General features: G+C 62.0%; 22 protein-coding genes. 10 read left to right on the top strand and 12 right to left on the bottom strand.

What is annotated here, in order from left to right; translation table 11 throughout:
• The first annotated feature begins 25 nt into the window (after nt 1-25).
• The 3 genes from ABFB52_RS28275 to ABFB52_RS28265 all read left to right on the top strand — a co-directional run bounded on the left by ABFB52_RS28275 (nt 26) and on the right by ABFB52_RS28265 (nt 3,265).
• Nucleotides 26-1,936: an ATP-binding cassette domain-containing protein gene (locus ABFB52_RS28275; protein WP_129973021.1), complete on the top strand. Its 1,911-nt coding sequence runs from the start codon at nt 26-28 to the stop codon at nt 1,934-1,936.
• Nucleotides 1,936-2,517 (top strand): mechanosensitive ion channel family protein, encoded by a 582-nt coding sequence (locus ABFB52_RS28270; RefSeq protein ID WP_007951853.1) that lies wholly within the window; start codon nt 1,936-1,938, stop codon nt 2,515-2,517. Before ABFB52_RS28275 ends, ABFB52_RS28270 begins: the two co-directional genes overlap by 1 nt.
• 115 nt (nt 2,518-2,632) lie before the next feature.
• Entirely contained in the window at nt 2,633-3,265 is a 633-nt protein-coding gene (locus tag ABFB52_RS28265; RefSeq protein WP_102685847.1) for a LysE family transporter, read from the top strand.
• A 60-nt stretch (nt 3,266-3,325) separates the two neighbouring features.
• Here the strand turns inward: ABFB52_RS28265 and ABFB52_RS28260 are convergent, their stop codons facing one another.
• From ABFB52_RS28260 to ABFB52_RS28240, 5 genes are all read right to left on the bottom strand, one after another.
• Nucleotides 3,326-4,069, bottom strand: coding sequence for a penicillin-binding protein activator LpoB (locus tag ABFB52_RS28260; RefSeq protein WP_102685846.1), 744 nt, complete (start codon nt 4,067-4,069; stop codon nt 3,326-3,328).
• 3 nt (nt 4,070-4,072) lie between these two features.
• On the bottom strand, nt 4,073-4,660 hold the full coding sequence (gene lpoB, locus ABFB52_RS28255; RefSeq protein WP_007951848.1) for a penicillin-binding protein activator LpoB: 588 nt from the start codon (nt 4,658-4,660) through the stop codon (nt 4,073-4,075).
• Between the two features lie 36 nt (nt 4,661-4,696).
• Nucleotides 4,697-5,071, bottom strand: coding sequence for a YcfL family protein (locus tag ABFB52_RS28250; RefSeq protein WP_011336502.1), 375 nt, complete (start codon nt 5,069-5,071; stop codon nt 4,697-4,699).
• A 15-nt stretch (nt 5,072-5,086) separates the two neighbouring features.
• Nucleotides 5,087-6,481, bottom strand: coding sequence for a hypothetical protein (locus tag ABFB52_RS28245; protein ID WP_007951845.1), 1,395 nt, complete (start codon nt 6,479-6,481; stop codon nt 5,087-5,089).
• A gap of 206 nt (nt 6,482-6,687) precedes the next feature.
• Nucleotides 6,688-8,088 (bottom strand): hypothetical protein, encoded by a 1,401-nt coding sequence (locus tag ABFB52_RS28240; protein ID WP_129973020.1) that lies wholly within the window; start codon nt 8,086-8,088, stop codon nt 6,688-6,690.
• Between the two features lie 199 nt (nt 8,089-8,287).
• Here ABFB52_RS28240 and ABFB52_RS28235 point away from each other — a divergent pair, with 199 nt between their 5' ends.
• The 4 genes from ABFB52_RS28235 to ABFB52_RS28220 all read left to right on the top strand — a co-directional run bounded on the left by ABFB52_RS28235 (nt 8,288) and on the right by ABFB52_RS28220 (nt 12,351).
• Entirely contained in the window at nt 8,288-9,001 is a 714-nt protein-coding gene (locus tag ABFB52_RS28235) for an isochorismatase family protein (RefSeq protein ID WP_236188245.1), read from the top strand.
• An 8-nt stretch (nt 9,002-9,009) separates the two neighbouring features.
• On the top strand, nt 9,010-9,909 hold the full coding sequence (locus ABFB52_RS28230) for a LysR family transcriptional regulator (protein ID WP_129973019.1): 900 nt from the start codon (nt 9,010-9,012) through the stop codon (nt 9,907-9,909).
• 86 nt (nt 9,910-9,995) lie between these two features.
• Complete coding sequence (locus ABFB52_RS28225) at nt 9,996-11,891, top strand: FTR1 family protein (protein ID WP_129973018.1); 1,896 nt, start codon at nt 9,996-9,998, stop codon at nt 11,889-11,891.
• 4 nt (nt 11,892-11,895) lie between these two features.
• A complete protein-coding gene (locus tag ABFB52_RS28220; RefSeq protein WP_085654031.1) occupies nt 11,896-12,351 on the top strand; it encodes a YaiI/YqxD family protein in 456 nt (151 codons plus the stop codon).
• Nucleotides 12,352-12,490: 139 nt separating this feature from the next.
• On the opposite strand, the gene elbB is transcribed toward ABFB52_RS28220, so the two are convergent.
• Nucleotides 12,491-13,159, bottom strand: a complete 669-nt coding sequence (gene elbB / locus ABFB52_RS28215) for an isoprenoid biosynthesis glyoxalase ElbB (RefSeq protein ID WP_102685843.1) — start codon at nt 13,157-13,159, stop codon at nt 12,491-12,493.
• Nucleotides 13,160-13,274: 115 nt separating this feature from the next.
• Between elbB and ABFB52_RS28210 the strand changes: the two genes are divergently transcribed.
• Nucleotides 13,275-14,510, top strand: a complete 1,236-nt coding sequence (locus tag ABFB52_RS28210) for a sterol desaturase family protein (RefSeq protein ID WP_129973017.1) — start codon at nt 13,275-13,277, stop codon at nt 14,508-14,510.
• Here ABFB52_RS28210 and ABFB52_RS28205 read toward each other — a convergent pair.
• On the bottom strand, nt 14,491-15,147 hold the full coding sequence (locus ABFB52_RS28205; RefSeq protein WP_085746760.1) for a DedA family protein: 657 nt from the start codon (nt 15,145-15,147) through the stop codon (nt 14,491-14,493). The two genes, ABFB52_RS28210 and ABFB52_RS28205, sit on opposite strands and share 20 nt — an antisense overlap.
• A 207-nt stretch (nt 15,148-15,354) precedes the next feature.
• Between ABFB52_RS28205 and hemB the strand changes: the two genes are divergently transcribed.
• Entirely contained in the window at nt 15,355-16,368 is a 1,014-nt protein-coding gene (hemB, locus tag ABFB52_RS28200) for a porphobilinogen synthase (protein WP_007951836.1), read from the top strand.
• A gap of 18 nt (nt 16,369-16,386) precedes the next feature.
• Complete coding sequence (gene ppk1, locus ABFB52_RS28195) at nt 16,387-18,612, top strand: polyphosphate kinase 1 (RefSeq protein ID WP_085746759.1); 2,226 nt, start codon at nt 16,387-16,389, stop codon at nt 18,610-18,612.
• Between the two features lie 67 nt (nt 18,613-18,679).
• On the opposite strand, the gene ppx is transcribed toward ppk1, so the two are convergent.
• From ppx to ABFB52_RS28170, 5 genes are all read right to left on the bottom strand, one after another.
• Nucleotides 18,680-20,182, bottom strand: coding sequence for an exopolyphosphatase (gene ppx, locus ABFB52_RS28190; RefSeq protein WP_129973016.1), 1,503 nt, complete (start codon nt 20,180-20,182; stop codon nt 18,680-18,682).
• A gap of 234 nt (nt 20,183-20,416) precedes the next feature.
• Nucleotides 20,417-21,154 (bottom strand): amino acid ABC transporter ATP-binding protein, encoded by a 738-nt coding sequence (locus tag ABFB52_RS28185; protein WP_129973015.1) that lies wholly within the window; start codon nt 21,152-21,154, stop codon nt 20,417-20,419.
• Nucleotides 21,141-21,791, bottom strand: a complete 651-nt coding sequence (locus ABFB52_RS28180) for an amino acid ABC transporter permease (RefSeq protein WP_007951832.1) — start codon at nt 21,789-21,791, stop codon at nt 21,141-21,143. Before ABFB52_RS28180 ends, ABFB52_RS28185 begins: the two co-directional genes overlap by 14 nt.
• Nucleotides 21,788-22,468 (bottom strand): amino acid ABC transporter permease, encoded by a 681-nt coding sequence (locus ABFB52_RS28175; RefSeq protein ID WP_085606035.1) that lies wholly within the window; start codon nt 22,466-22,468, stop codon nt 21,788-21,790. The genes ABFB52_RS28180 and ABFB52_RS28175 overlap by 4 nt, the downstream gene beginning before the upstream one ends.
• A 21-nt stretch (nt 22,469-22,489) precedes the next feature.
• Nucleotides 22,490-23,275: a transporter substrate-binding domain-containing protein gene (locus tag ABFB52_RS28170; protein ID WP_102685837.1), complete on the bottom strand. Its 786-nt coding sequence runs from the start codon at nt 23,273-23,275 to the stop codon at nt 22,490-22,492.
• Nucleotides 23,276-23,308: the final 33 nt, after the last annotated feature.

Here is a 23,308-nt window from a genome sequence, read left to right as displayed (position 1 = left end):
GAAGCTGGTAGACTCCGCCGCCATTATGATCCGACTTCAGAACCTGACTTTACAGCGTGGTCCGCAACGTCTGCTAGAAGACGCCGAGCTGACCCTGCACGCCGGCCACAAAGCCGGCCTCATCGGTGCCAACGGCGCCGGCAAATCCAGCCTGTTCGCCTTGCTCCGCGGTGAGTTGCACCCGGACTCGGGCGACTGCCTGTTGCCGGCCGACTGGCGTATCGCCCACATGCGCCAGGAGGTCGACACGCTCGAACGCCTGGCGGTCGACTATGTGCTCGACGGCGATCTGCGCCTGCGCGAAGTGCAGCGTGAGCTCGCGGCAGCCGAAGAGGCCCACGACGGCACCGCGCTGGCCCGCCTGCACGCCGAACTCGACAGCGCCGACGGCTACACCGCCGACGCGCGGGCGCGCAAGTTGCTGGCCGGCCTCGGTTTCACCAACGAGCAGATGGATCGTCAGGTAGGAGATTTCTCCGGTGGCTGGCGGATGCGTCTGAACCTTGCACAGGCTTTGATGTGCCCATCAGACCTGTTGCTGCTCGACGAACCGACCAACCACCTGGACCTCGATGCCATCATCTGGCTCGAAGAGTGGCTGAAAAGTTACCCCGGCACCTTGCTGCTGATTTCTCACGACCGAGACTTCCTCGATGAAGTGGTCGACCACGTGGCCCACGTCGATCAGCGCAAGTTGACGCTCTACCGTGGCGGCTACACCGCGTTCGAACGCGCCCGTGCTGAACGTCTGGCCCAGCAGCAACAGGCCTACGAAAAGCAGCAGGCGCAGCGTGCGCACATGGAAAGCTACATCGCCCGCTTCAAGGCCCAGGCCACCAAGGCCCGTCAGGCCCAGAGCCGGATCAAGGCCCTCGAGCGCATGGAAGAACTGTCGGCGGCCCACGTCGATTCGCCGTTCGACTTCGTGTTCCGCGAGTCGACCAAGATCTCCAGCCCGCTGATCGACCTATCTGATGCGCGTCTGGGTTATGGCGAGAAAACCGTGCTGGAGAAGGTCAAGCTGCAACTGACCCCCGGCGCGCGGATTGGCTTGCTCGGCCCCAACGGCGCGGGTAAATCGACCCTGATCAAGAACCTCGCCGGCGAGCTCGAACCGCTGGCCGGGCGCCTGACTCGCGGTGAGAACACCGTGGTCGGTTACTTCGCCCAGCATCAGCTTGATTCGCTGGATGCCAAGGCCAGTCCGTTGCTGCACTTGCAGCGTCTGGCGCCGACCGAGCGCGAGCAGACCCTGCGCGATTTCCTCGGTGGTTTCGACTTCCGTGGCGCACGCATCGATGAGCCGGTACTGAATTTTTCCGGTGGCGAAAAGGCCCGTCTGGCCCTGGCGTTGATCGCCTGGGAACGGCCGAACCTGCTGCTGCTCGACGAACCGACCAACCACCTCGACCTGGAAATGCGCCTGGCGCTGACCATGGCGTTACAGGAATTCAGCGGCGCAGTGCTGGTGGTTTCTCACGATCGGCACCTGCTCAAGAGCACCACCGACAACTTCTTCCTGGTCGCGGACGGCAAGGTCGAGGAGTTCGATGGCGACCTCGAAGACTACGCCCGTTGGCTGGTCGAGTACCGTCAGCGCAATGCCCCGGTCAGCAACACACCGGTCAATCCGGACAAGACTGACAAGAAGGCCCAGCGTCAGGCTGCCGCTGCGTTGCGGCAGCAACTGGCGCCGCACAAGCGCGAGGCTGACAAGCTCGAAGCCGAGCTCGGCAAGCTGCACGAGAAACTGGCGAAGGTCGATGCCAGCCTTGGCGACAGCGACCTCTACGAGCCGGCGCGCAAGAACGAACTGCGTGACCTGCTGGCCGAACAGGCCAAGCTGAAAGTTCGCGAAGGCGAACTTGAAGAAGCGTGGATGGAAGCCCTGGAAACGCTGGAAAGCATGCAGGCGGAGCTGGAGGCGTTGTCCTGATGGACGCCTTCAAACTTCCATTGCCGGCGATGTGGGTCGAGCCGATCTGGCTCGGCGTGCAGATTCTGCTGATCCTGCTGGCCGGCTACTTCGCCCAGCGCGTCGTCGCCCGATTCCTGACCCGCCTGGGCGAGAAGTATCCGTTTCCGCCGCAGCTGCTGATGCCGCTGCGCGGCGGACTGCGCTGGCTGATCATGGGCAGTGCGCTGATCTTCGTGCTGGAACGCCTCGGGGTCTCGGCCACAGTGCTGTGGACTGCGTTGTCGGGCTTCGTCGCGGTGGCGGCGGTGGCGTTCTTCGCCATGTGGAGCGTGCTGTCGAACCTGCTCTGCGCGATTCTGATCTTCACCGTCGGCCCGTTCCGTCTCGGCGACGTGGTCGAACTGGTCGACACCACCGACAAGCCCGGCGTCAAAGGCCGGGTGGTGGCGATCAATCTGCTCTACACCACGTTGATCGAGGCTGAAGAACTCGGCACCGGCAGCGCCATGGTGCAAGTGCCCAACAGCCTGTTCTTCCAGCGCTCGGTGCGCCGCTGGCGCGGCACGGATATCTTCCCTTCCAGCGGTTTCGAAAAGTGATCGGACGCCGGCCACGTTGGTCGGCGGCCGCAACATCCTGCAAAAAATCGGTAGTCATCCAGCCAAATCCGCATTAGCTTTGAGGATTGTCACGAGTCCGAAGTCGAGGTGTGCGATGGAGCTTCAAACATGGCTGGCGTTTTTTGCCGCTTGCTGGGTGATCAGTCTTTCTCCGGGTGCCGGCGCCATTGCGTCGATGTCCAGCGGCCTGCAATACGGTTTCTGGCGCGGCTACTGGAATGCCCTGGGCCTGCAGATCGGGCTGGCTGTGCAGATTGCCATCGTCGGCGCCGGTGTCGGCGCGATCCTCACGGCTTCGGCCACCGCGTTCCATGCGATCAAATGGTTCGGTGTCGCCTACCTGGTTTATCTCGCGATCAAGCAGTGGCGCGCATTACCTATGGACATGAGCGATGACGCAGCGGTACGCCCGATCGGCAAACCGCTGGCTCTGGTGTTCCGTGGCTTTCTGGTGAACATCAGCAACCCCAAGGCGCTGGTGTTCATGCTCGCGGTGCTGCCGCAATTCATCAATCCGCATGCGCCGCTGCTGATCCAGTACGTGGTGATCGGCGTGACCATGATCGCGGTCGACCTGATCGTCATGGCCGGCTACACCGGTCTGGCGTCGAAGGTGCTGCGCCTGTTGCGCACACCGACACAGCAGCGACGCATGAACCGCACGTTTGCCGGACTGTTCATTGGCGCCGCGGCGTTCATGGCGACGTTGCGCAAAGCCGCCGTGTAAAGCGTACAGGCACAAAAAAGGCGACCTTCTCAGGTCGCCTTTTTCGTTTCCGGCAGTCGGTCAGTGAAGAATCACTGGCGCCGTATCACGCGGCAGATTGTTGCGCTGCTGCGGTTCGCGCGGCTGCTCGTAACCGCCACCACCGAGCTGCATGCTCAGCTGTCCGGCCACGTCTTCGCCCAGTGCCTTCGAGACTTCACGCACTACCCGCGGGCGGTTGAGTGAGATCTTGATGTCGCGGTGGTTCACCAGTTTGGTGTCCTGCGCTTCACCCATCGCCGTGAAGGCCGAGGTGATTTCGTAGGTCTTGGTATTGATCAGGCTGAAGTCGGCCACCAGCGTCAGGCCCAGCACGGCCGAATAGCTGTCGGTGTGCGCCAGCTCGTTCATGTCCTGAGTGAAGTCGATGTCCGACACGGTGCCGAACAGCACGTAGTCGGCACCCTTGAAGTTGCCGGCCTTGATCCGCTTGATCACATCGTAGATGTCACCCTTGGATGACGCTGTGTACGGCGTGCCCTGCACCAGCTGGAACATGCCGGTACGCAGGATTTCACCCTTGATGTCGCCGGTGAACTTACGCAGTTCGGTCTGTTCGATGTAGCTGGTGTTGGCTTCGAATTCGTCGTAGCTCGAAGAACCGCTGGAGCTGTAGTAGCCCTCGCGGTAGTTGTTCTTCGACGAAACGATGTGGATGTATTGCTCCACACGTTCCTGGTACGCCAGATCCGTTACCGCGACTTTCGGGGCCGCTTGCACGCTGAACGCGCAAGCCAGGGCCATCATGCCAATCCATGTGCGCATCGATTAACGCTCCGTGGTTTTGCGGATCTCTTTCTCGTCCATCCACTCGGCCAGACCGCTTTCAACGTCGATCAGTTGCAGGCTGAATTTGTAGAAGACGTCCTTGTAGTCGCTGCTGCGCTTGACGATCGAGCTGATCGAACCTTCAAGACGGTATTTGGCAGCGATCATGTTGCCAGTCTTGGCCACGGTGCTCTTCTTGTACAGGCCGCTCTGGTTTTGCAGTTTGAGCTGGTCGACCTGGCTCTGCATCGCGGTGTTGTCGCTGGCGAAACGGGCGGTACCGGACTTCATCAGCTGGGTCTTGATGCTGGTGGTGATTTCGCGGGTGTCGATGTATTCGCTGGTCTTGTTCTTCACGTCGTAGACCTGGACCACAGGGCGACCCTGCAGAATGCCGGACTGGGCCAGGGAACGGGTCATCGACTCGGCGATCATCTGCAGGTCGGTCGAACCGAACTCGTTGGTCACGGTTTCAACGGCCTTGGTGTCGCCGTAGCTGATGTTCTTGCTGCCCAGGGTCGGCGAAGTGTTGGCGCAACCGGAGGCCAGCAGGGCGAGGACGGCGATGAAGGAAAAGCGTGCAAACATGGGAATGCTCTCTGAATCGGGAATAGGGTGTCGGGCTTAAGGCGTCTTGAGTTCCAGACGGAAATCCACGGCTTTCGGCGTCGGGGCGATGCCCTGGATGAAGCTGGTCTGGGCGCCGTACATCATCTGGCTCTTCCAGACTTCTTCTTCGGCGATCGGGAAACCTTCCGGCCCGAGCCAGGCGAAGCGGTAGTAGAACGTCTTGTTGCTGTTGAGGGTGTTGCTCAACTGCACGTTGACGGTCATGAAGCCGTTTTCGCGGGCCACGCGCATCGCGCCGACCACGATGTGTTTCTGCGGGCCCATGGCCACGACCTTGCTCGCGGCACTGCCCGGCTCCGGTGGTGGCGGGGTGGCGCAACCGCTCGCCAACAGGGCGAGGGCGGCGACGGCGATGAGTTTGAAGCGCATGCAAAGACTCCGTTCTTAAGGTTGTTTGAGGCTGGCCACGGCGGTGGCGCCAGCGCTCGGGGTCACGTGGGCGGCGAGGCCTGCGGCGAACACCTGATTGCCGACGGCGCGCAGGGTGATCACCTGATAACGCTGATCGACGGTCACCTTGACCTGAGAGCCACCGACGGCGCTCGGCAGAGTGACTTGGTGCTCACCTTTCTTCAAGCGCAGACGTACCACTTGAGTGGTGTCCGGCAGGGTGCGCCACGTACGGGTATCGGCACCTTCGAGCACAGCTGAAGAAATACCGACCGCCAGACCGGCCAGCGGGTTGGTTTCGTTGATCTTCTTCTGGGCCACACCTTTGGTGATTGCGCGCACGGTGGTGCGCAGGATGATCCCCGGCATGTCATCGCGCAGGGCGCGGCGGGACATGGCGGTGGTGCTGTTCAGCGCGGTCAGGTCGACCTGTTGGCCATCGACACCGATCTGCGCGAATGGCGCGGTGGAGGTGTCAGGTTTGATGATCGGGAACGACAGCGGAGTGATCACTACGTTGTTGGAGATTGGCAGCGGCAGCGGCACGCGGATCGAATCGCGGGCCGGCGCCAGACCGCTTTGCACCACGATCAGGATGTCGCTGTCGTCGCTCTTGACCGGCTTGTCGAGGTTGACCAGCGCCTGCTCCAGCAGCGGCGTGTTCGGGCGCAGTTCGGCAGCCTTGCGATAGCCCGGCGCAGCGAGGTCTTTCTCGCCCAGGGCTTCATAAACGAAACCGGCCAGGTAATGGCTGAACGCACTCTGGTAGCTGTTTTTCAGGCCGACCACTTCCGGCGCGTCGAGGCTGGCGACCGGGTAGCCCTGCAAGTCCTTGTATTCGGTCTTGATGCCTTCTTTCTCGGCTTCCTCTTCGCTCTTGAGGTATTCCTTGTCGCGCAGGTCGGCGATCACCGCTTCACGTTCGTGCGTCTTCTTGATCGCGGTACGGGCGCCGTCGAAATCGTTGACCGCCAGCAGGTTCAGGGCCATCTGCGTGGTCAGCATGACTTTTTCGTAGTCGTAGCCTTCGTAGCGGCGCACCTTGTCGTTGACCAGGAAGCTGCCGAACTGGGCCAGGTATTTGTCGGTGTCGAGCTTGACCGAATCTTCCCACTTGCCCACCACCTGGTCGGCGCTGGTCCAGGCATTCTGGCTGCCGGACAAATCGCCCTTGGCGCGCAGCAGCTCACCCTTCTCGAAGTAATAGAGCAGGTCCTTGTCCGGGCCGGTGTTGTTCTTTTCGAGCAAGGTCAGGGCGGCGTCGACGTTGCCGGTGGCCAGTTGCTGGTTGGTCTGGGCCAGTTCGGAATCGTAGTTGCGAAACGCCGAACAGCCGGACAGCAGGGTGACAGCGCTGAGCGCGATCAGAGTGGGAGCGCGGAATGCCATGGGGTACTTCTTCCATGAGTAGCGACAGCCTCGGGTGCGGGTCGGGCTGCTGGGACCGATCGACAGTGGCGCTGGCCTCCTGCCAATTCCTCATAACAAGAGGAGCTTTAATGCCGCAACGCGATAGCGCGGGCGCGGCATTATAAGCGGGCGGTGCTGGCTATGTAATAGCTTTTTAATTGCACCGGTTGGTAAGGTGCCATTACTTATTTCAGGCCGGATACCACGCGGCTTTCCGGCGATGTGGAGGCCTGGAAAGCGCTGCCGTTGGCATAGATTCTGTCGCCCAGGGCGCGCAGGCCGATGATCTGACGATCCTGATCGATGCGGATTTTAAGCGGTGCGACACCGGGTGCGGTAGGCAGATTGATCATGTGCTCGCCTTTCTTCAGCCGTAGGCGCAGTACCTGGGTGAGGTTGGGCAGGGTGCGCCAGGTGCGGGTGTCTGCGTGCTCGAATCCATCGTAATGGGTCACATAGGACGCCTTGGCCGGGTTGCGCCGATTGTCGGTGCCCTGGACGTCTGCCGCCAGGAACGCGCGATACTTGGTGCGCTGGATGATCCCGGGCATGTCGTCACGCAGAGTGCGCAAGGACATGTCGGTAATGTTGTTGACCGTGATCAGCTTCTTTGGACGACCGTCGAGGCTGATCTGATCGAAGGGTGGGGTGGACGTGTCGGGCACCATCACCGGAAACGACACATTGGCCACGATCACCTGACCGTCCTCAAGCTTCACCGGATACGGCACTCGCACCGAACTGCGAGTCGGCGCCAGCCCGCTTTGCACGATGATCAGCACATCGCTTTCGCCCGCCTTGAGCCCGGGGCTGTCGAGGTCATGCAATGCCTGTTGGAAGAACGGCATGTCAGGACGCAGTTCTATGGCCTGACGGTAACCGGGTGCGGCCAGATCCTTTTCACCCAGGGCTTCATAAGTGAAGCCGGCCAGATAGTGGCTGAACGCACTTTGATAGCCGTTCTTCAGAGCGATGACCGCCGGCGAGTCCAGCATGACCACCGGGTAACCTTGCAGATCCTTGTAATGCACACGCGCGCCTTGGGCCTTGGCGGCGTTTTCAATGCGCTCGTATTCCAGCTCCCGTTGCCGGGCGATCATTGTTTCGCGTTCGTGGGTTTTCTTGATGTCCGCACGGGCACCGTCGAAGTCATTCACGGCCAACTGATTCAAGGCCATTTGCGTGGTCAGCATGACCTTTTCATAGTCGTAACCATCGTAGCGACGAATCTTGTCGTTGATGATGCTGCCCCATTGATTGCCCAGGGCGGACAGCAACTTGTCGCCGGCGGTTTCTATGGTGTCCTGACGCTGGATCACCATCTGTTCGGCGCTGCGCCAGGCGACCTGACTTTGCGGCAACTCCCCGGCAGCGCTGAGTACCGCGCCTTTCTCGAAGTAATACAGCAGGTCTTTTTCTTCATCCGGGTTATGCGCCTCGATCAGGGCCAGCGCACCGTTGGTGTCGCCCGCTTTCAACTGATCGGTGGTCTGTTGCAGTTCCAGGTCGTAATTGCGGTAGGCCCCGCAACCGCTCAACTGCAAGACGATGCTGAACAACAAGGAAAACAGCAGGCAATGGCGCATGGCGAGGGGTTCTTCCTTGAACAGAAGGGCGGCTGAAGTGGCGCATTATAGTGGGAGATGATGGCTAATTGCCGGGCAGATTTTTTGACATGGTCTGTGCAAAAGTTGCACAGATCATGTGCCAATACTGCCGTGGTCAGGCCGTTTGCGGATTTCTAGACTTGGCCCGACTTATACGCCTCTCTACAGGAACCGCGTCATGACTCTCTCGCAAACGTATCGCTGCAGCTCAGTTTTCAGAATCCTGTTCGCCAGTCTTGGTCTCGCTGCGGTCAGCAGTGCGATGGCCAGTACTGCACCGGATGCTCATCCAACCCTTCGTGCAATATCCGGCGCGGCGCCGATCGAACGCCTCGACCCGAAGACCACCGCGCTGGTGGTGATCGATTTCCAGAACGAGTACTTCAGCGGACGCCTGCCGATTCCCGACGGCATCGCAGCCATGAACAAGGCCCGTGAGCTGATCCGCTTTGCCGATCAGGCGAAGATTCCAGTGTTCCAGGTCCAGCACGTCGCGCCCGCCGGTTCGCCAGTGTTCGCACAGGGCGGCGAGACCGTGAAGTTTCATCCGCTGATGCAGCCGAGGGCGCAGGATCACGTGCTGCAAAAGACAACGGTCAGCGTGTTCGCCAGCACCGACCTCGATCGGCAGCTCAAGCAGGCCGGCATCAAGACCGTGATTTTCGCCGGGCTGATGACCCACGCCTGCGTTGCCGGCGGTGCCCGGGACGCTGCGCCGTTGGGCTATCAGGTCGTGGTAGCATCCGATGCTTCGGCGACCCGGGCGATCACCCGCGTCAACGGCGACACCGTCGACAAGGACAGCCTGCACCGCGCGGCGCTGGCCGAAATCGAAGACACCTTCGGTGACGTCATGACCACGCAGCAGATCGTTCGCCTGCCACTCGACTGAGGGCTTCGATGAATCAGCTGTTGGCCATGCGCGCGTTCCGTTGCATCGTCGAGTGTCGCGGCTTCACTGCCGCCGCCGAGCGGCTCGACACCACGCATTCGACGATCTCCCGCCAGCTCCAGCAACTGGAGGCGGAGCTCGGCACGCGCCTGATCAACCGCAACACCCGGCGCTTCAGCCTGACCACGGCCGGGCAGCAGTATTACGCCGCGTGCGTGGACATTCTCGATCGCCTCGATCAGGCCGCACTGGCGGTCGGGCAGGCCCGTGAGACACCCAGTGGGCTTTTGCGCATCAGCGCGCCGGTGGTGATCGGCACGCTGGAGCTGGCGTGCTGGTTGCCGGCGTTTCAGCAGCGATATCCGGAGGTTGAGGTCGATCTGTCCTGCGATGACCGTTTTGTCGACCTGATCGCCGAAGGCTTCGATGTCGCGCTGCGCATCTGCGGGCTGCTGGCGGATTCATCCCTGGTGGCGCGGCTGCTGACGGTGTCCGAGCTGGTGCTGGTGGCCTCGCCGACCTACGTCGCGCGACACGGTCTGGTGCGCCAGGTCAGTGAGCTGGCCGAACATCAATTGCTCGCGTTCGCCGGCGGTGGCGACTGGTCGCTGACCGATGCGCGCGGGCTGACGACAGCGGTGCGGGCTCAGGGGCGGTTCAAGGCGGACTCGATCAGCTCGCTGCATGCGGCGGCGCTGGCCGGTGTGGGGATTGCCGCGTTCACCCGGGCCACGGTGCAGGACGATCTGTTGCGTGGCCGGCTGGTGCAGATCCTGCCCAACTACAGCCTCGGTCAGCGGCATTACTACGCGCTCTATCCTCACGCCCGGCATGTGGCGCTGAAGGTGCAGGTGTTCGTCGAATTCATGGCCGAACACTACCGCAAGGCGGGTGCACCCTTGCGCTAAAAGCCGTCGGGCCGCCAAGAAAGCTTGAGGGAAACGCGCTCGACGTGAACAATATGTAACTTCGCATTTCCACTTGAGACTCATTCATGACTGCCGCGTCCCGATTTCTGGCCTGGCTGGTGTTCCCGTTGTGCGCCCTGAGCAGCTTCAATCTGCTGGCCGACACCGTGGAAGGCGCGCCGCAAGCGCTGCACCTGCTCGATTACATCAGCGCCGATTACCCGCCGACGGTACAGGCAGGCAAGGTCATCGACGACGGCGAGTACCGCGAGCAGCTGGAGTTCACCCAGGTGCTGCAAGGGCTGATCGCCGGCCTGCCAGCCAAGCCGGAAAAAGCGGCGCTGGAACAAGGCGTGACTGCCTTGCACGCCGCGATCACGGCGAAACAGGACGGCGCGGACGTCGCCCGTCAGGCCCGGCAACTGGGGGCGAAACTGGCGGTGGCTTATGAAGTCAGCCAGGCCCCGATCATCACCCCTGATCCGACCCGTGGTGCGCCGTTGTACGCGCAAAACTGCTCGGTGTGTCACGGCGACACCGGTGCCGGCGACGGCCCGGCGGGTCTCGGCATGACGCCGACGCCGGCCAATCTGCGCGACGCTGCGCGGATGGATCACCTGAGCCTGTACGCGATCTACAGCACCCTCGGCCAGGGCGTCGAAGGCACTGACATGCCGGCGTTCGCCGATCAACTGGATGACCGTCAGCGTTGGGACCTGGCGACCTACATCGCACAGTTCAGCGCCGATCCGGCCACGGCCAAATCCGACAAGACCTACAACATCGCCGACCTGGCCCGCCAGACCCCGGCCGAAGTGCAGGCTGCCGAAGGCGCTGAAGCCGCCGCGATCTTCCGTGTACAACGGGCGCAGCCGCCGCAGGTCAAGCGCGGCCCGGCGCAGTTGCTCGACTACACCGCCGCGACGCTGGACAAGAGCCTGGCGGCGTACCGCGCCGGTGAGCACGATCAGGCCTATGACCTGTCGGTGGCGGCGTATCTGGAAGGCTTCGAACTGGTCGAAAGCTCGCTGGACAACGTCGACGCCAACGTGCGCAAGGACACCGAAAAATCCCTGATGGCTTACCGGCAATCGCTGCAGGATGGTTTGCCGGTGGAGCAGGCCGAGCAGCGTCTGGACGCGGCCAAGGCCAAACTCAAGGAATCCGCCGGCCTGTTGGGCAGCGATGGTCTGAGCTGGTCGCTGAGCTACATCTCCGGTCTGCTGATTCTGCTGCGCGAAGGTCTGGAAGCGATTCTGGTGCTGGCAGCGATCCTCGCGTTCCTGCGCAACACCGGCCAGCAATCGGCGGTGCGCAGCGTCAACGTCGGTTGGGGGCTGGCGCTGCTGGCCGGCCTCGGCACCTGGGCACTGGCGGCGTATGTGATCGACGTCAGCGGTTCCCAGCGTGAACTGCTCGAAGGCGCCACGGCGCTGTTCGCCAGCGTCATGGTGTTGTGGCTCGGGGTGTGGATGCACGACCGTCGGCACGCGGCGGCCTGGCAGGATTACATCAAGCAGAGCCTGGTTGGCGGAGGCGGGCGTTTCGGTTTCGCGATCCTGGCGTTCTTCTCGGTGTACCGCGAACTGTTCGAAGTGATCCTGTTCTACGAAACCCTTTGGCTGCAGGCCGGCCCTGCCGGGCATAACGCGGTACTCGCCGGCGGCGCGACGGCGCTGGTGCTGCTGTTCGGTCTGGCGTGGGTGATTCTGCGCGGCTCGGCGAAACTGCCGCTGACGCTGTTCTTCAGCATCAACGCAGCGCTGCTCTGTGCGTTGTCGGTGGTATTCGCCGGCCACGGCGTGAAGGCGTTGCAGGAAGCCGGGATCTTCGGCACCCGGCCGGTGGCGTTCTTCGATTTCGACTGGCTGGGCATTCATGCCGATGCCTATTCGCTGACGGCGCAGGCCGTGGCGATTGCGGCGATTATCGTGCTGTACGGTCGCAGTTGGGTGGCTGAAAAGCGCCGCATGGCGGCTTGAGATGATGCGCGTATGGATCGATGCCGACGCCTGCCCGAAGATGGCCAAGGAGCTGGTGGTCAAGTTCGCCCTCAAGCGTCGCTTCGAAGTGGTGCTGGTGGCGGGGCAGCCGCAGAGCAAACCGGCGCTGGCGATCGTCAAGCTGATCGTGGTGCCGAGCGGCCCGGATGCGGCGGATGATTATCTGGTGGAACACGCGGTGCCGGGTGAACTGGTGATCTGCAGTGACATCCCGCTGGCCGACCGGCTGGTGAAGAAGGGCGTGGCGGCGCTGGACCCGCGAGGCAAGGAGTTCGACGCGCAAAACATGGGTGAGCGGCTGGCGACACGCAACCTGTTCACCGACCTGCGTGAACAGGGCCAGGTCACTGGCGGCCCGGCACCATTCGGTGACCGCGAGAAGCAGGCGTTCGCCAATGCGCTGGACCGGATCCTCACCAGGCTCACCCGCAAAACCTGAACATTGATCGTTCCCACGCTCTGCGTGGGAATGCCTCTCGGGACGCTCCGCGTCCCAGCCTCACCGCCGATGCAAGGCAGACGCGGAGCGTCCAAGGCTGCATTCCCACGCGGAGCGTGGGAACGATCACTATCGCCGGTCAGGCGTCGTTTTCGTGGGTCAGTTCCAACACCCGATCCACCAGCTTGTTGATCCCCGAAGCCGCCTCGCTGATCGACTGCGCCAGCATATACGCTGGGGTGGTCACCAGTTTGCGCGCCTTGTCTTCGACGATATCGGTCACCGCGCAGTCCTCGTGGGTGGCGCCCATCTTGTTCATGGCGGCGGCCGTGTCGGCATCGTTGCCGATGGTGCAGGTCACGCCCGGGCCGTAGATCTTCGCGGCCAGTGCCGGCGAGATGCAGATCAGGCCAACAGGCTTGCCCGCTTCGGCAAAGGCTTCGGCCAGCGCCAGCACTTGCGGCTGTACGGTGCAGCCGGCGCCTTCGATGGCGAAGTTCGACAGATTCTTCGCCGCACCGAAACCGCCTGGCACGATCAGCGCATCGAAGTCCTCGACATCGGCCTCACGCAGATCCTTGACGTTACCCCGGGCGATGCGTGCCGATTCCACCAGCACGTTGCGCGATTCGGGCATTTCTTCACCGGTCAGGTGGTTGATCACATGCAATTGCGCGATGTTCGGGGCGAAGCACTGCACCTGTGCGCCGCGCTGGTCAAGGCGTAACAGGGTAATGACGCTTTCGTAGATCTCGGCGCCGTCGTACACGCCGCAACCGGACAGGATCACTGCAACTTTTTTGCTCATGGGTTTCTCTCCAGATTCATGGCGCTAAATGTCCTCTAATTTGTCGTTCGTTGCCATAGGATCAAGCCGCGGCTACACCTAGGATCTGTGCTACAGATTCCGACCAGGGCGCGACATGAACTTCATTCTGTATGCGGTGCCGTTTTTCTTCGTATTGATGGCGGCGGAGCTCATCGCCGACCGCTGGCGCGGGGTGAGCAACTATCGCCTGGCCGATGCGGTGAACAGCATTAGCACCGGGGTGTTGTCGACCACCACCGGCCTGTTGACCAAGGGCGTGGGCCTGGTGACCTATGCGTTTGCCCTTGAGCATCTGGCGCTGGTCAGGTTGCCTGCGGACAGCGTCTGGGTCTGGGTGTTTGCCTTTGTCTGCTATGACTTCTGCTATTACTGGCTGCATCGCATGGGCCATGAACGTAACATCCTCTGGGCCGCGCATTCGGTGCATCATCAGAGCGAGGACTACAACCTTTCCACGGCCTTGCGCCAGACCAGCACCGGGTTCCTGCTGAGCTGGATCTTCTACCTGCCGATGGCCGTGCTCGGGGTGCCGCTGCTGGTGTTTGTCAGCGTTGCGGCGCTGAATCTGCTGTATCAGTTCTGGGTCCACACCCGGCACATTCCCAAGCTCGGCTGGTTCGAGTGGTGCTTCGTCACGCCATCCAATCATCGGGCCCACCATGCACAGAACGCTCTCTACATGGATCGCAACTACGGCGGGGTGTTCATTATTTGGGACCGTCTGTTCGGCTCGTTTCAGGAAGAGGATGACAACGAACCGGTGATTTTCGGCGTGACCACGCCGCTGGCGAGCTGGAATCCGTTATGGGCCAACCTGCAGTTCTACGCGCAGCTGTGGGGCGACGCGCGCCGGGCCGAGCGTACGTGGGACAAGATCCGGATCTGGTTCATGCGCACCGGCTGGCGTCCGGCGGACGTCGCGGCGAAGTACCCGATGAGCAAGCCGGACCTGAGTCAGTTCCGCAAGTTCGAGGTGCCGCTGGACTGCCGTCAGCAGTGGTACGTGGGGTTGCAGTTCGGCGTCTATGTCGCGCTGGGCAGTTATCTGATGAATCTGGAACACAGCCTGCCCACCGGCGCATTACTGCTCGGCTGGGGCGCGGTGGCCTTCGGTTTGTTCGTGTTGGGCGTGGCCCTTGAGAATCGCCCGTGGGCGGGGAGGCTGGAAGTGCTGCGGCTGGCATCGAATCTGCCGCTGGTGTGGCTGGCGCCGCTGGTCGGACTCTGGCCGGCCAGCCCGGGAATGTGGGTCGGCCTGCTCAGTTACAGCCTGCTCAGCGGCATCGGGCTGTATTGCTGCCGCCAGCGACTTACTCGGCTGGCGTCTTAGGGTCGGCGGTCTTGGCCATTTCGGCTTTGTGCCGTTCGGCCTTGGCCAATTGCTCGGCCTGTTCTTCTTCGTAGACCTTTTTCGCCAGCCGGGCATTCTTGAACCGGCGGCGCAGCCACAGGCCCAGGCCAAGCACCAGCAGCGCGCCCAGTACCCACAACTCATACTTCTTGATGCTGCCGAGCATGCCTTCGAGCACGGCGCCGAAGTGGTAGGCGGCAGCGGCCAGGGCGGTGGCCCAGATCGCAGCGCCGATACCGTTGAGCAGCAGATAACGTCCCGGCGGATAGCCCGACAGGCCGATCGCCACCGGCATCACCGTGCGCAGGCCGTACACGAAGCGAAAGCTCAGGACCCAGATGTCCGGGTGCTTGCGGATGTGTTCCAGCGCGCGGTCGCCCATCATCTGCCAGCGCGGTTTGCGCGCCAGCAATTTGCGCCCGTGTTTGCGGCCCAGGAAGTACCACAGCTGATCGCCGGCATAGCTGCCGAAGAACGCCACGACCACCACCAGTTTGATGTCCATGTATTCACGGAACGCGAGGAAGCCCGCGAGCACCAGGATGGTTTCGCCTTCGAAAAACGTCCCGAGAAACAGGGCAAAGTAGCCGAAGTCATGCAGAAATTGTTGGAGCATTGTCTGGGTGCTGGCGAAATGAACGCGCAGCCTAACCCTTCGGACACATTCAGGAAAGTGTCGAAATGTGTCTCGACGTGAACATTTCCTACGCTGAGAATGGAATGCGGCTACACGTCACAGGTCTCACACAACTGTCATCTGTTCGTCATAATGGCCGTCTATAACTGTCACGCTCGCCCGTTTGCGCGGGCTCAGGAGTCTGCCGTGAGCTTTACCCCAGCCAACCGTCTGTTCCCTGCCACCCGCCTGCGTCGCAATCGCCGTGATGATTTTTCCCGTCGGCTGGTGCGTGAGAATGTGTTGACGGTCGATGACCTGATCCTGCCGGTGTTCGTGCTCGACGGTGAAAACCGCCGCGAAGCCGTGGCCTCGATGCCGGGTGTCGAGCGCCTGACCATCGACCTGCTGCTTGAAGAAGCCGCCAAATGGGTCGAACTGGGAATTCCGGCGCTGGCGCTGTTCCCGGTCACGCCACCTGAACTCAAATCCCTCGATGCCGCCGAAGCCTGGAATCCCGAAGGCATCGCCCAGCGCGCCACCCGTGCCCTGCGTGACCGATTCCCCGAGCTGGGCGTGATCACCGACGTCGCCCTCGACCCGTTCACCACTCACGGTCAGGACGGCATTCTCGATGAAGAAGGCTACGTGCAGAACGACATCACCGTCGATGCACTGGTCAAGCAAGCCTTGTCTCACGCCGCTGCCGGCGCCCAGGTGGTTGCCCCGTCGGACATGATGGACGGCCGCATTCAGGCGATCCGCGAAGCTTTGGAGCTGGCCGGGCACGTCAACGTGCGGATCATGGCCTACTCGGCCAAGTACGCCAGCGCCTATTACGGCCCGTTCCGCGATGCCGTGGGTTCGGCCGCGAACCTGGGCAAGGCGAACAAGGCGTCCTATCAGATGGACCCGGCCAACAGCGACGAAGCGCTGCACGAAGTGGGCGCGGACTTGTCTGAAGGCGCGGACATGGTCATGGTCAAACCCGGCATGCCGTATCTGGACATTTTGTTCCGGGTAAAAGATGCCTTCAAAGTGCCGACCTTCGTCTATCAGGTCAGCGGCGAATACGCCATGCACATGGCGGCGATCCAGAATGGCTGGTTGAGCGAAGGCGTGATCCTCGAATCCCTGACCGCCTTTAAACGTGCCGGCGCTGATGGCATCCTGACTTACTTTGCTGTCCGTGCCGCTCAATTGTTACGAGAGCAGAAATAGCCCTCCCAGGAACATTCGATGAATACCGAAGGACTCACTGAAGTTGCCGTAAAAGAAGCTCAACCCGTGGTCGAGCAGATTACCGAAACCCCGCCGGAACTGGAGCCTGCGCCACCCGCGCCGGCAACCGAGCCTGCCACGGCGGTTCCGGCGATCGCGATTCCCGGCCTGGATGACAGCAGCCTGTACATCCACCGTGAGTTGTCGCAACTGCAGTTCAACATCCGCGTGCTGGAACAGGCGCTGGACGAGTCCTACCCGTTGCTGGAGCGGCTGAAGTTCCTGCTGATCTTCTCCAGCAACCTCGACGAATTCTTCGAAATCCGCGTCGCCGGCCTCAAGAAACAAATCACCTTCGCCCGTGAACAGGCCGGCGCCGACGGCCTGCAACCGCATCAGGCCCTGGCCCGCATCAGCGAGCTGGTGCACGGTCACGTAGACCGTCAGTACGCAATCCTCAACGACATCCTGCTGCCGGAGCTGGAAAAGCATCAGGTGCGCTTCATCCGTCGCCGTAACTGGACGACCAAGCTCAAGACCTGGGTGCGCCGCTATTTCCGCGACGAGATCGCACCGATCATCACCCCGATCGGTCTCGACCCGACGCACCCGTTCCCGTTGCTGGTGAACAAGAGCCTGAACTTCATCGTCGAGCTCGAAGGTATCGACGCCTTCGGCCGCGACTCCGGTCTGGCGATCATCCCGGCGCCGCGTCTGCTGCCGCGGATCATCAAGGTGCCGGAAGAAGTCGGCGGCCCTGGCGACAACTATGTGTTCCTTTCGTCGATGATCCACGCCCACGCCGATGACCTGTTCCAGGGCATGAAGGTGAAGGGCTGCTACCAGTTTCGTCTGACCCGGAACGCCGACCTTGCGCTCGACTCCGAAGACGTCGAAGACCTGGCCCGCGCCCTGCGTGGCGAGTTGTTCTCCCGTCGTTACGGTGACGCCGTGCGCCTGGAAGTCGCCGACACCTGTCCGAAACACCTGTCGGACTACCTGCTCAAGCAGTTCAACCTGAGCGAGACCGAGCTGTATCAGGTCAACGGCCCGGTGAACCTGACGCGTCTGTTCAGCATCACCGGTCTGGACAGCCATCCGGAGTTGCAATACACGCCGTTCACGCCGCAGATTCCGAAACTGCTGCAAAACAGCGAAAACATTTTCAGCGTGATCAGCAAGCAGGACATCCTGCTGCTGCACCCGTTCGAGTCGTTTACCCCGGTGGTCGACCTGCTGCGCCAGGCCGCGAAAGACCCACACGTTCTGGCCGTGCGCCAGACCCTGTACCGTTCCGGCGCCAACTCGGAAATCGTCGATGCGCTGGTGGACGCCGCGCGTAACGGCAAGGAAGTGACGGCGGTCATCGAGCTGCGTGCGCGCTTCGACGAAGAATCCAACCTGCAGCTGGCCAGCCGTCTGCAAGCGGCCGGTGCGGTGGTGATCTACGGCGTGGTCGGCTTCAAGACCCACGCCAAGATGATGCTGATCCTGCGCCGCGAGGCCGGCGAGATCGTGCGTTACGCGCACCTCGGCACCGGTAACTACCACGCCGGCAACGCCCGTCTGTACACCGACTACAGCCTGCTGACCTCCGACGACGCCTTGTGCGAAGACGTCGGCAAACTGTTCAGCCAGTTGATCGGCATGGGTAAAACGTTGCGCATGAAGAAGCTGCTGCATGCGCCGTTCACCCTGAAGAAGGGCATGCTCGACATGATCCTGCGCGAGACGCAATTCGCGCTCGACGGCAAACCGGCGCACATCATCGCCAAGTTCAACTCGCTGACCGATCCGAAGATCATCCGCGCGCTGTACAAGGCCAGCCAGTCCGGCGTGCGCATCGATCTGGTGGTGCGCGGCATGTGCTGCCTGCGTCCGGGCATCGCCGGGGTTTCGCACAACATCCACGTGCGCTCGATCATCGGCCGCTTCCTTGAACACACTCGGGTTTTCTACTTCCTGAACGGCGGCGAGGAGCAGATGTTCCTGTCCAGCGCCGACTGGATGGAGCGCAACCTCGACAAGCGCGTCGAGACCTGCTTCCCGGTGGAAGGCAAGAAGCTGCTGACCCGGGTCAAGAAAGAGCTGGAGCTGTACCTGACCGACAACACCCACAGCTGGAGCCTGCAATCGGACGGCCGCTACATCCGCAATACGCCGACCGGCAACCAGAACCCGCGCAGTGCCCAGGCGACGTTGCTGGAGCGATTGGGCAGCCCGATTCTGCCGGTGAGCAGCTGACCGCAGATTTCATAGCCATAAAAAAGGCGATCCACCCGGATCGCCTTTTTTTGTGCCTGCCCGTTACTCAATGCACGGTCAGAACAACCCCCACCCGAGTCAGCCACTCCGCCTCAAGCCCGAAATCCGCCTGGGTCAGCTGGTTTTCATCCAGCCAGTTCTCCGGGAATTCCACGTCGAGGTTGTTGCCGTTGGCATGCAGTGTCACTTGCGGCATCGCCTGGGTACCACGGATGTGGTGGAACAGGATGGCGAAACGCAGCAGCACGCACAGGCGGATCAGCTTGTCGCCGTCGTCGCCGAACTCGGCAAACTTGTCCTTGGGGATGTTGCGGCGGTGGCCACGCACCAGCAGGGCGAGCATTTGCTGATCTTCGCGGGAGAACCCGGCGAGGTCCGAGTGCTCGATCAGGTAAGCGCCGTGCTTGTGGTAGTGATAGTGAGCGATGTCGAGCCCGACTTCGTGCACTTTCGCCGCCCAGCCCAGCAGTTCGCGCCAGATGCCGTCGTCCAGCTCCCAGTCCACGGCCACTTGATCAAACGCGTGCAAGGCTTTGCGCTCGACGCGCGCGGCCTGTTCCAGGTCGACGTGGTAGCGCTCCATCAGCGAGGTCAGGGTGCGTTCGCGCACGTCTTCGTGGTGATGGCGGCCGAGCAGGTCATACAGCACGCCTTCACGCAGCGCGCCTTCGCAGTGATCCATGCGTTGCAGTTCTAGGGCGTCGAAGATCGCTTCGAGAATCGCCAGACCTGCCGGGAAGATCGCCCGACGATCCGGCTTGATGCCTTCGAAATCGATCTTGTCGACATCGCCGAGCTTGAAGAGGCGGCGCTTGAGCCACGCCAGACCTTCGGCATTCACTTCGCCGGTGCCGTGACCGCCGGCCTTCAGCGCCAGGCCGATGGCGCGGATGGTGCCCGAGGAGCCGATGGCTTCATCCCAGGTCAGGCGGTGCAGGGCGTGTTCGATGCTCATGATTTCCAGACGCGCCGCCGTGTACGCCTGGGCGTAGCGCGCCGGGGTGATCTTGCCGTCCTTGAAATAGCGCTGGGTGAAGCTCACGCAGCCCATTTGCAGGCTTTCGCGCAGCAGCGGTTCGAAACGCTGGCCGATGATGAATTCGGTACTGCCGCCGCCGATGTCGGCGACCAGGCGTTTGCCCGGGGTGTCGGCGAGGGTGTGGGACACGCCAAGGTAGATCAGGCGGGCTTCTTCACGGCCGGAGATGACTTCCACCGGATGGCCGAGGATTTCTTCGGCGCGGCGGATGAATTCGCCACGGTTGCGCGCCTCGCGCAGGGCGTTGGTGCCGACGATCCTCACGGCGCCCAGTGGCATGCCGTTGATCAGTTGAGCAAAGCGCTTGAGACAGTCGAGGCCGCGCTGCATGGATTCTTCGTTGAGCTGACGCTCATCGTCGATGCCGGCGGCCAGCTGAACCTTTTCACCGAGCCGTTCGAGAATACGGATTTCGCCGTTCTGGGCCTTGGCCACGACCATATGGAAGCTGTTGGAGCCCAGGTCGATCGCGGCGATCAGGGACAGATTCTTGGCTTGGGATTGCGGCATGGTGTGGGGGTCTCGGTCGATAACCCCGACATCGTGCCACGATCAAACGCTGCCGCCAACGCGCATGGTTCAAACCCTTGATTCAGCGCATAAAGTCTCAAGACCGCGGCGCGGCCATTCGCGGGCAAGCCCGCTCCCACAGGTTTTGTGTCGAACACAAAACCGTATCCCGCTAGAGAACCCTGTGGGAGCGGGCTCGCCCGCGATGAGGCCAGAAAAGTCTCTGAAAATCCTTCAGGCTGTCGCTTCGACGCTGCCAATAAAATTCGCCAGCTCCGGAGTCTGCGGATCGGCAAACAGCACTTTCGGATCCCCCACCTCGTGAACCTTGCCTTGGTGCATGAACACCAGCTTGTCCCCAACCTCGCGGGCGAAGCGCATTTCGTGGGTGACCATGATCAGCGTCATGCCTTCTTTCGCGAGCTGGCGGACCACGCTGAGCACTTCGTTGACCAGCTCCGGGTCCAGCGCCGAGGTGATCTCGTCGCACAGCAGCACCTTGGGCGACATCGCCAGCGCCCGGGCAATCGCCACCCGTTGCTGCTGACCACCCGAGAGGCGTTCCGGGAAGGCATCGAATTTCTCGTCAAGACCGACGCGCTCGAGCATCTGCCGCGCCAGTTCTTGCGCCTTGGCCTTGGGTACTTTCTGCACCACCTGCGGCGCGAGCATCACGTTTTCGCCCACCGTCAGGTGCGGAAACAGGTTGAACTGTTGAAACACCATCCCGACTTTCTGCCGCAGGCTGCGCAGATCGGCGCGGGCGGCGTCGAGGTATTCGCCGTCGACTTCGATCACGCCGTCGTTGATCGACTCCAGGCCGTTGAGGGTGCGCAGCAGGGTGGACTTGCCCGAGCCGCTGCGGCCGATGATCGCCACCACCTGGCCTTCCTCGACGCTCAGGTCGATGCCTTTGAGCACGTGGTGATCGCCGTAGTATTTATGCAGGGCGGAAATTCTAAGCAGAGGCATGCAGTCTCCTTTCCAGATAGCGCGCACTGAGGGACAGGGGGTAACAGAGCAGGAAGTAGCCCAGGGCAACGAGGCCGTAGACCATGAACGGTTCGAAGGTGGCGTTGGCGAGCATGCCGCCGGTCTTGGTCAGTTCGGTGAAGCCGATGATCGAGGTCACCGCGGTGCCCTTGACGACTTGCACCGAGAAACCCACGGTCGGCGCTACGGCGATGCGCAGCGCTTGCGGCAGGATCACGTAGCGCAGTTGCTCCAGCGGATTCAGCGCCAGGCTCGACGAAGCTTCCCACTGACCATTGGGAATCGCCTCGACGCAGCCGCGCCAGATCTCCGCCAGATAGGCGCTGGTGAATAGCGTCAGGGCAATCGCCGCCGCCATCCACGGCGAAATCTCCACCCCGGCCAGCGCAACGCCGAAAAACACCAGAAACAGCTGCATCAACAGCGGTGTGCCCTGAAACAGTTCGATCCAGGTGCGTGCGATGCTGCTGGGCAGCGGGTTTTTCGAGATGCGCATGATCAGGATCAGCAACCCGACGATACCGCCGCCGATGAACGCCACCAGCGACAGCGCCAGCGTCCATTGCAGGCCGGTCAGCAGATTGCGCAGGATGTCCCAGAACGTGAAGTCGCTCATTGGCTGCTCCTTGCGCTGCTTTTAGACAGATAACGCCGACCGAGCCAGTTCAGCAACTGGCGGATCAGCAGCGCCATGCACAGATAGATGAGAGTGGTCAGTGCATAGGTTTCAAACGCGCGAAAGTTGCGCGACTGAATGAAGTTGGCGGCGAAGCTCAACTCCTCGGTGGCAATCTGCGAACACACCGCCGAACCGAGCATGACGATGATGATCTGGCTGCTCAGAGCCGGCCAGACCTTGCCCAGCGCCGGTAGCAGCACCACGTGGCGAAACGCTTCGAACCGGCTCATCGCCAGCGCAGCAGCGGCCTCCAGCTGCCCACGCGGAATCGCCTGGATGCCGGCGCGGATGATCTCGGTCGAATACGCACCGAGGTTGATCACCATCGCCAGCACCGCCGCTTGCCACTCGGAAATCTGCACGCCGAGGGACGGCAGGCCGAAGAAGATGAAGAACAGTTGCACCAGAAATGGCGTGTTGCGGATCAACTCCACATAAACGCCGAAGATCGTCGAGAACGGGCGGATGTTCCACGCCCGCACCAGCGCTCCGACGATGCCCACGCCAACCCCGAGCAGCGCGCCGATGGCCGTCAGCTCAAGGGTAAACAACGCCCCACGCAACAGCAGGTCGGTGTTTTCCACCACCGGCAAGAAATCGAACTGATAGGCCATGAAAGTCTCCCGCGTCGCCGGTCAGAGGTCGGCCGGCAGCGGCTCTTTAAGCCACGTCTGCGCGTTCTTTTCCAGCGCGCCGTCAGCCTTGGCGGTGGCCAGGATCTCGTTGACCTTGCCCAGCAGCGCCGGCTCGTTCTTGTTCACGCCGACGTAGACCGGCGAATCCTTGAGCTTCACTTTCAGCGCGGGTACGCGTTTCGGGTTCTTTTCGCTGATTGCGACCATTACCACGTTGCCGCTGGCGATCAGGTCGACCTGGCCTGCGAGGTAGGCGGCGATAGTCGAGTTGTTGTCTTCGAAGCGTTTGATGGTCACGCCTTCAGGGGCGACCTTGGTCAGCTCGATGTCTTCGATGGCGCCCCGGGTGACGCTGATGGTCTTGCCCTTGAGGTCGTCGAGGGTGCTGACGGCTGCGTCCGGCGGGCCGAACACGGCGAGGTAGAACGGCGCGTAGGCGCGGGAGAAATCGATGACCTTCTCGCGCTCGGGATTCTTGCCGAGGCTGGAAATCACCAGATCGACCTTGCCGGTGGTGAGGAACGGAATGCGGTTGGTGCTGTTGACCGGGGTCAGTTCGAGTTTGACCTTGAGCTGCTCGGCCAGCAGTTTCGCCGTATCGATATCGAGGCCGCGCGGCTTCATGTCCGGGCCGACCGAGCCGAACGGCGGGAAGTCCTGAGGCACCGCGACTTTCAAGGTGCCGCGTTTGACCACGTCATCCAGACCGTCGGCATGGGCAGGGGCCTGGTTCAGCATCAAACCGGCAAACAGGGCGGCGAGGAGGGCGCTGTAACGCTTCGTCATGGACAATCTCCGGATCGGCGGGAAGTGAATTCT

The organism is Pseudomonas sp. 9.2(2024) (assembly GCF_039695385.1).
GTDB classification, from domain to species: domain Bacteria; phylum Pseudomonadota; class Gammaproteobacteria; order Pseudomonadales; family Pseudomonadaceae; genus Aquipseudomonas; species Aquipseudomonas paraglycinae.
Note: the sequence above shows the minus strand (reverse complement) of the source record. Positions and strands in the feature narration are given on the sequence as shown.